Genomic DNA, 7,525 nt, shown 5'->3' on the forward strand with positions numbered 1-7,525 from the left:
CAATTAATGACTACAACATTGCTCGTTTTTTCATTGAGATACGCAAACGTTACCCTGATTACCGACAGAGAATCCATGTAATACTGGACGGTGCGTGTTATCACCGAACCCAATTGATTAAGGATTGGGCCTTTGTCGTGAACATAGAGCTTCACTATTTACCGCCTTACAGTCCAAATCTGAACGCGATAGAACACCTGCGGAAAGTGATGAATGAGCATGCACGGAATAATCGCTATTTTGAAAACACCAGCGATTTTCGGGATGCAATATTCAATTTTTTCACCAATACGCTACCAGAAATAGCGGACTCGCTGACGTCCAGAATTCACGATCGTTTTCAGGTGCTCAAACCTGCATCTTGAGGTTTATTGGGTATATATGTCATTGCCTTGTGATTGTTGATAACAGAACGTTGCGCAAGCATTGCCGGGAAATCGAGTTATCAGGTGTGGTGACAATAAAAACTTCGTATAAATAAGCGATAGGGAATCAGTATGCGTATTGGTATACCAAAAGAACGGTTGGCCAATGAAGCGCGTGTCGCAGCAACGCCGAAAACGGTGGAACAGTTGCTGAAACTCGGCTTCGAGGTCTCAGTAGAACGTGAAGCGGGCAAATTGGCCAGTTTCGACGATGCCGCTTATGCCGCTGCGGGCGCAGCGATTGCGGAACCGGCGGATGTCTGGCAATCCGATATCATTTTCAAAGTTAACGCGCCGTTGGAGGATGAAACGGCGTTGTTGCGTGCAGGCATCACGCTGGTGAGTTTTATTTGGCCTGCTCAGAATCCGGTATTGCTGGAAAAACTGGCAGAGCGTCAGATCACCGTGATGGCAATGGATTCTGTGCCGCGTATTTCTCGTGCGCAATCCTTGGATGCCTTGAGCTCCATGGCAAATATTGCCGGTTACCGCGCCATTGTGGAAGCCGCCCATGAGTTTGGCAGCTTCTTCACCGGTCAGATTACCGCTGCGGGTAAAGTACCGCCCGCCAAAGTGATGGTGATCGGTGCGGGCGTTGCCGGGCTGGCCGCTGTCGGTGCAGCAGGCAGCTTGGGCGCGATTGTGCGTGCGTTCGACACCCGCCCGGAGGTTAAGGAACAGGTGCAGAGTATGGGCGCCGAATTCCTTAAGCTTGACTTTGAAGAAGAAGCGGGCAGCGGTGACGGCTATGCCAAAGTGATGTCCGAAGCCTTTATCAAAGCGGAAATGGAACTGTTCGCCGCGCAGGCGAAAGACGTCGACATTATTGTGACTACCGCCTTGATCCCTGGCAAACCGGCACCGCGCCTTATCACCAAAGAGATGGTGCTGAGCATGAAGCCGGGCAGCGTAATTGTCGATCTGGCGGCACAAACCGGTGGCAACTGTGAACTCACTGTTGCCGATCAGGTGACTGTCACTGAGAACGGTGTGAAAATTATCGGTTACACAGATTTACCGAGCCGTTTACCGACACAATCTTCACAGCAGTATGCCACCAACTTGGTTAACTTGTTGAAACTGTTGTGCAAAGAGAAAGACGGCACCATCACCGTTGATTTCAATGACGTGGTGATCCGTGGTGTTACCGTGGTGAAAGAAGGGGATGTCACCTGGCCGGCACCGCCGATTCAGGTTTCTGCACAACCGCAACAGGCCAAGGCGGCCGCTGCTGCGCCAAAAGTAGAAGCGACACCGGCTTCACCGTGGAAAGAATACGCGTTTATGGCCCTGGCTATTTTGTTGTTCGGCTGGCTGGCCAACGTGGCTCCGAAAGAGTTTTTATCGCATTTCACCGTGTTTGCGTTGTCGTGTGTGGTGGGTTACTACGTGGTGTGGAACGTCAGTCATGCGTTGCATACGCCGCTGATGTCCGTTACCAATGCGATTTCGGGCATTATTGTGGTGGGGGCGCTGATGCAGATCGGTCATGGTGGATGGGTGTCGTTCTTCTCCTTCATTGCCGTACTGACCGCCAGCATCAATATATTCGGTGGTTTCACCGTCACCCAGCGCATGCTGAAAATGTTCCGTAAAAACTAAGGGGTAACACATGTCTGGAGGATTGGTTACAGCTGCATACATTGTTGCCGCTATTTTGTTTATTTTCAGTCTGGCAGGGCTGTCAAAACATGAAACATCACGTCAGGGGAATATCTTTGGCGTTAACGGGATGGCGATTGCGCTGATTGCCACCATTCTCGGGCCGAATCCCGGAAACGTTGGCTGGATTATTGCCACGATGGCGATCGGTGGTGCTGTCGGTATCTACCTGGCGCGTAAAGTCGAAATGACTGAAATGCCGGAGTTGGTCGCCATTCTGCACAGCTTCGTTGGTCTTGCTGCGGTATTGGTTGGGTTTAACAGCTTCCTAGATCACGGTGAAATCACCGATCCGGTGATGGTCAATATCCATCTGACGGAAGTGTTCCTCGGCATCTTTATCGGTGCGGTAACCTTTACCGGTTCCGTGGTGGCCTTCGGTAAACTGCGCGGAATTATTTCATCCAAGCCACTGATGCTGCCGCATCGCCATAAGATGAACCTGGCCGCGCTGGTCGTGTCGTTCCTGCTGCTGTTGTGGTTTGTGAATACCGGCAGCGTGGCAGGACAGAGCATTGCTCTGCTATTCATGACCGCCATTGCACTGGTGTTCGGTGGGCATCTGGTGGCATCCATCGGTGGTGCTGACATGCCTGTGGTGGTGTCGATGCTGAACTCCTATTCCGGTTGGGCGGCGGCGGCGGCGGGCTTTATGCTCAGCAACGACCTGCTGATCGTTACCGGTGCGTTGGTCGGTTCTTCGGGGGCGATTCTCTCTTGCATCATGTGTAAGGCGATGAACCGTTCATTCTTCAGCGTCATTGCCGGCGGATTCGGTACCGATGGTTCTTCTACCGGCGCCAGCGAAGAAGTGGGTGAATACCGTGAAGCGTCGGCAGAAGACGTAGCGGAACTACTGAAAAACTCCACTTCGGTGATCATTACGCCGGGATACGGCATGGCGGTAGCACAGGCGCAATATCCGGTGCATGACATCACGGCCAAATTGCGTGCACGTGGCATCAAAGTGCGTTTCGGTATCCACCCGGTTGCTGGGCGTTTGCCGGGCCATATGAACGTGCTGCTGGCGGAAGCCAAAGTGCCTTATGATGTAGTTCTGGAAATGGAAGAGATCAATGACGATTTCTCCGATACCGATACCGTGCTGGTCATTGGTGCTAACGATACGGTGAACCCGGCGGCACAGGAAGATCAGGGTAGTCCGATTGCAGGTATGCCCGTGTTGGAAGTGTGGAAAGCACAGAACGTTATTGTGTTTAAACGTTCTATGAACACCGGTTATGCCGGGGTGCAGAACCCGCTGTTCTTCAAGGAAAACACCCAAATGCTGTTTTGCGATGCCAAAGAAAGCGTAGAAGCGATCCTGAAAGCGTTGTAGCAGGTTTATGACATGACGTGTTAGTTAATAAGGGCAGGGGAAATCCTGCCCTTTTTTATTGATTATCCGTTTACCAGCTCAAACCAAAACCGCGTGGAAAGGCGACCGTACCCGTGTTGGTTTTTGCGTCGTAGTCTTTCCACACCACCACCGGCAACTTGCCCCGCGGAGAGGCGTTTCCTGTCAGCACTTTCGCCAGCGATATCATAGATTTCCCATGCCATACACCGTTGTCACAGCCAAAATAGGCGTAACTGGCGACAGCGGCCTCAACGTCATTGGCATAAAGGGCAATGTCATAAGGAGCACGCAGTGACAAATGTACCCGTGTTTTGGCGAGCGAACCCGCATAACGTAACCAGTCCAGGTAGCGCGCCGTATCGTTTTGCAGCGTGTTTTCCCCTGTTGCAATACCGTCCTTTTCCACCGGTGTAAAACGGGTCGAGAGGGTTCCGAGCAGAAAAACATCACATTGCGCTATCCTCTGGCGAATCTCACTATCGGTTAATTGCGACTCCTTGGCGATATCAACGTGAGAGTAACCATATTGTGCCATCGTTATTTTTATTCCGTCGGCCTGCTCCATCCCGGGCGTCAGGATAAAGTAGCGTAAGTTTTTATCGTGCAGCGGTAGCGTGGCATGTTGATTAATCACGGCAGTGATTGAACGATCGGAAATCAGGGCTTCGGTATCGTCGTTGGGGGGGGCGATCGTTGGTGCACTGGCATTGCCCAGCAGGTGATAGCGCTGTTTCAACGTGAGGATACGCGCTACGGATTCGTTGATTTCCGCCTCACTATAGTCACCCTGTTTCACTTTCTCAACAATGCGGGCAATCAAGGCTGACAGCGCTGCGCCCTGTTCCGGTGTGGTTATGCTGACAGGCATCAGTGCTATGTCTACGCCTGCCTTAAACACCGCATCCAGCGCGTCTTGTTGCGTAAAGTGGTCTGCGATCGCGCCCATGTCCAACGCATCGGTGATGGTGACGCCCTGATAGTGCAGTTGTTCACGCAGCAGATTGCTCTGTATTTCTCGCGACATGGTCGCTGGCACAATGATGCTTTCACCGTTGCAGGTCGTGATATGGCTGTTATCCAGAGCGGGGTACTGAATGTGAGCCGTCATGATCATATCGGGTGCAGACCCATGTTCAACGGCGTGTGCAAAGGGAGCGATATCAATGGCGAAAGCGTCGTGGCGCGAACGATCAACCCGTGGCAGAGACGTATGGGAATCGGTTGAGGTATCACCATGACCGGGAAAGTGTTTATAAGCCGTCATCACACCTTGTTGCTGCATGCCAGCAGAGATTTTTTCTGCTAGTGTCGTGACGGTCGCGACATCATCGCTAAAACTGCGCACATTAATCACCGGATTGAGCGGATTGCTGTTTACGTCGACCACAGGGGCAAAGTTGGTATTGATGTTCAACGACCGTAAATCGTACCCCATGTGTGTGCCCTGCGCGTAGGAGAGTTGGCTATCGCCACCACCGGTAACCGCTGCGGCCAGCGCCATGTTGCCTGAAAACGGGGCATACTCATCGCGCGGTAAACGAAATACGTTCCCGCCCTCATTGTCAGTGCCGATAAACAAACGAACTCCAGACAGGGATTCCAGTGAGGCATACCACGAAGTCAGTGCTTTAATTTGTTCTTTGTTTTTCAAATTGTTGGCAAAAAGAATGACGCCACCGATGTTGTGGACGCGCAGCAGGTTTGCGATGATGCTGTTAGGCTCGATCATATCCTGCTGTTGCCAGAGGCGAAAATCAAGCATGATTTTCTGTCCTATCTTTTCCTCCAGCGTCATGGCGTGTAGGATTTGCTGAACTTCCATGGCCGATCTCCTGTATCAATAGCTTGTTAACTCTTCTAACCTAAGAAAAGCATAAACGAGAAAATGCGTTAAACCGTTTGACAACATAAATGAGATTACGGCACAGCGTGTCAAGCGACGGTTATTGGCGCATAAAAAAATGAAATCGGCCGTCAGGTCGATTTCGTCCAGAGAAGTAGATTATAGCCTTGAGGCACTAAGCTTTGGTATCCTCACCCTCGCCATCAAGGGTAACAGGGGATACAAAATCATTGGGTTTGATGGCTAACAGGTCACATTTAAGGTGATCAACAACGTGTTCAACGGTGTTGCCGATAAAAGCCGCCGACAGCCCGGTGCGACCCAATGAGCCCAGCACCACCACGCCTGCCTGCAAGTGTTCCGCCAGATCGGGGATAACTTCTTCCGGTAGCCCTTTTTCGACATGCGTAAGGCGTTCGTCCAACGAAAATTTCTGGCGTAAGGATTTCATGGCAATCAAGTGTTGGCCACGAATAGCGTCGCTATAGACTCCGGGATCGAAATCCGGCAGTTCAATAGCAATATTGATGGGGGTAACCGGATAGGCACCGACCAGATGCACTTCGGTTTGATCGACCTGCTTGGCGAGCGCCAGCGTTTCAGACACCAGCTTGATGTTAAGCGGATCGTGATAAGGATCTTCACTGGCAAGGTTGACAGCGACCAGCGCACGGCCATTCTCGGGCCAGGGTTGGTCTTTCACCATCCACATCGGGCATGGGCATTTACGCAGCAATTGCCAATCCAGAGGGGTAAAAATCACGGCCACCAGCCTGTCGTGCTGGTGGGCCATTTTTAACACCAGGTCGTGCTGGTGGGCGATCACTTCCTGAATAATGGCGACATAGGGTTTATTGTGCCATACCACTTTGATATCGATAGGGATACCGGCTTCAATGTAGTAGGCGCACTGTTCTGCAATCCATGCTTTCCGCTGTTCAATGACACCCTGGCGCATTTCCGTGCGTTCGTCTTGCGAGAGCAAGGTAGTCATTTCGTAAGATAAATCATAAATCGGCAGGAACGCCTTGATACGACCGCCTAACCGCTGAACCAGGTAGACTGCACGTCGCAGCGCGGGTTGGTCATCCTGATTCGGGTCAATAGCTACCAGTAAGTTCTGATATGTTGCCATAGGTCCTCCTAACAGCTGTCACCTTACAGCCGGTAATTAAGAGTACCTCATGGGAATTGCTTTTAACAACTGGTGATGAGAGCAGGATCAATAAAATAAAAACAATGACCCGGCAATAGGTTAGGCTTTGTCGCGTGTAGTTCCGGCCATTTCTGACAGTGCGTCAATATTCTCGATGGTGATATATTTTCCTTTCACTGCCAGAATACAGCCTTTGTGGAAGCGGCCAAGCAAACGGCTGATGGTTTCTACGGTAAGCCCTAAGTAGTTACCGATATCACCGCGCGTCATGGTCAGTCGGAACTCACGCGGTGAGAAACCGCGCTGGGCGAAACGTCGCGACAGGTTGTAGATAAACGCGGCAAGACGCTCTTCGGCGTTCTTCTTCGACAGCAGCAGTATCATGTCTCGATCGCTACGAATTTCTCCGCTCATCAGACGCATCATCTGCTGGCGCAAATTCGGCATTTTGCCAGAAAGGTCGTCCAGCGTCTCGAAGGGGATTTCACACACCATAGAGGTTTCCAACGCCTGCGCAAAGCTGGGATGCTGGGCGTTGCCAATGGCATCGAAACCGACCAGATCGCCCGCCAAATGGAAACCGGTAATCTGTTCGTCACCCTGTTCGGTGATAGTGTAACTTTTAATGGTTCCGGAGCGGATCGCATAGAGTGATTTCAGTTCATCACCGGCTATGAACAGTGCTTGTCCCTTTTGGATCGGCTTCTTCCTTTCAATGATATTATCGAGCTGATCGAGCTCGTGTTCATTTAATGTAAAAGGAATGCACAGCTGGCTGATGCTGCAATCCTGACAATGGATTGCACAACCACCAGACTGAATGCGCCGAATAATTCGCTTTTCCGGGATCATAGACTTTACTCAGTCGATAATTGATATCGGTCAATTTTAACAGCTTTTATCGGTGATGGTAAGTGTCGTCATTCGTATATCAAACGAGGCTTTGTTGAATAAATCAGAACTTGTGACGACTGCGCCCCATACGGGTCGATTGTTACGTGATGCGAATACTGTTCGGCATTCCTAATAGCGTGATCCGGTTAAGCGCTTTGACCATGGCCATGGCTTCACCCACCTGA

Annotated in this window: 6 protein-coding genes and 1 pseudogene; 3 read left to right on the forward strand and 4 right to left on the reverse strand. The window is 51.1% G+C overall.

Features of this window, described 5'->3' with window-relative positions:
* The 3 genes from QZ506_RS13925 to pntB form a co-directional block, all read left to right on the forward strand.
* A partial coding sequence (locus QZ506_RS13925) for a transposase (protein ID WP_291971814.1) occupies nucleotides 1–365 on the forward strand: 365 nt, incomplete at its 5' end.
* Nucleotides 366–497: 132 nt separating this feature from the next.
* Nucleotides 498–2,027, forward strand: coding sequence for a Re/Si-specific NAD(P)(+) transhydrogenase subunit alpha (pntA, locus tag QZ506_RS13930; RefSeq protein WP_291971816.1), 1,530 nt, complete (start codon nucleotides 498–500; stop codon nucleotides 2,025–2,027).
* A 10-nt stretch (nucleotides 2,028–2,037) separates the two neighbouring features.
* A complete protein-coding gene (gene pntB / locus QZ506_RS13935) occupies nucleotides 2,038–3,426 on the forward strand; it encodes a Re/Si-specific NAD(P)(+) transhydrogenase subunit beta (protein ID WP_291971819.1) in 1,389 nt (462 codons plus the stop codon).
* Between the two features lie 70 nt (nucleotides 3,427–3,496).
* Here pntB and QZ506_RS13940 read toward each other — a convergent pair whose 3' ends face one another.
* The 4 genes and pseudogenes from QZ506_RS13940 to QZ506_RS13955 form a co-directional block, all read right to left on the reverse strand.
* Nucleotides 3,497–5,269, reverse strand: coding sequence for a glycoside hydrolase family 3 protein (locus QZ506_RS13940; RefSeq protein ID WP_291971820.1), 1,773 nt, complete (start codon nucleotides 5,267–5,269; stop codon nucleotides 3,497–3,499).
* A gap of 196 nt (nucleotides 5,270–5,465) precedes the next feature.
* Entirely contained in the window at nucleotides 5,466–6,425 is a 960-nt protein-coding gene (gene uspE, locus QZ506_RS13945) for a universal stress protein UspE (RefSeq protein ID WP_291971822.1), read from the reverse strand.
* A gap of 120 nt (nucleotides 6,426–6,545) precedes the next feature.
* A complete protein-coding gene (locus QZ506_RS13950; protein ID WP_291971824.1) occupies nucleotides 6,546–7,298 on the reverse strand; it encodes an FNR family transcription factor in 753 nt (250 codons plus the stop codon).
* A 142-nt stretch (nucleotides 7,299–7,440) separates the two neighbouring features.
* Nucleotides 7,441–7,525: pseudogene (locus QZ506_RS13955) on the reverse strand (lipoprotein); the annotation flags it as partial.

The organism is Candidatus Symbiopectobacterium sp., from assembly GCF_020054415.1.
Lineage (GTDB): Bacteria > Pseudomonadota > Gammaproteobacteria > Enterobacterales > Enterobacteriaceae > Symbiopectobacterium.

Bases quoted from the DNA above. Each gene is read 5' to 3' on its own strand.
- pntA (WP_291971816.1), top strand. From the start codon at position 498: ATGCGTATTGGTATACCAAAAGAACGGTTGGCCAATGAAGCGCGTGTC.
- pntB (WP_291971819.1), top strand. From the start codon at position 2,038: ATGTCTGGAGGATTGGTTACAGCTGCATACATTGTTGCCGCTATTTTG.
- QZ506_RS13940 (WP_291971820.1), bottom strand. From the start codon at position 5,269: ATGGAAGTTCAGCAAATCCTACACGCCATGACGCTGGAGGAAAAGATA.
- uspE (WP_291971822.1), bottom strand. From the start codon at position 6,425: ATGGCAACATATCAGAACTTACTGGTAGCTATTGACCCGAATCAGGAT.
- QZ506_RS13950 (WP_291971824.1), bottom strand. From the start codon at position 7,298: ATGATCCCGGAAAAGCGAATTATTCGGCGCATTCAGTCTGGTGGTTGT.